Source organism: Psychrobacter sp. 1U2, from assembly GCF_051847575.1.
In genome coordinates this window covers 1-509 of sequence record NZ_JBPYDC010001860.1, presented here as the reverse complement: position 1 = coordinate 509, position 509 = coordinate 1, and the positions used below count along the sequence as shown (strand labels likewise).

General features: G+C 42.4%; 1 pseudogene. It reads right to left on the bottom strand.

Going from position 1 to position 509, the window contains the following annotated elements:
* Positions 1 to 509: pseudogene (locus ACS8FD_RS24810) on the bottom strand (cardiolipin synthase); the annotation flags it as partial.

Below are 509 nucleotides of genomic sequence, written 5' to 3'. Positions count from 1 at the left end.
AGGTATTATAAATGACATGAGCGGTCACCTGCGGCGCTGAAGGAATGAGCTGTGCAACAACATCATCAACCACAGGCATTTGCGGTATCGCAATCGACTTTGAGCCTGGTACAGTAGGTATATAACTATCCACATCATCAACGAGCACCTGAATTCGGCTGTTAATATCATTGATGGTCGGATTCAATACATACAACTTACGAGTATAGCTATTTACCCGCTTATCTAATGCATCTAGATTGTCATTGTTCTCAGCACCGATATCAGTAATGACAACTTTAGCCATGGCCGTAGCTATGCTAATTGGCTGCTGACCAACGCTGCGCATCATCACATCAACCCACTGACCAACACCTTTGTCTTGTTTAAAAAACTTGGGATCCACCAAATTAAAACTACCGGTATAACCGATATATTCGTCGATTACCACAATCTTACGATGATTACGCAAATCAGAGCGCTTAAATAATGTCTTAAACAACCCTACCGGTAGTGACTGGTGTACGAAC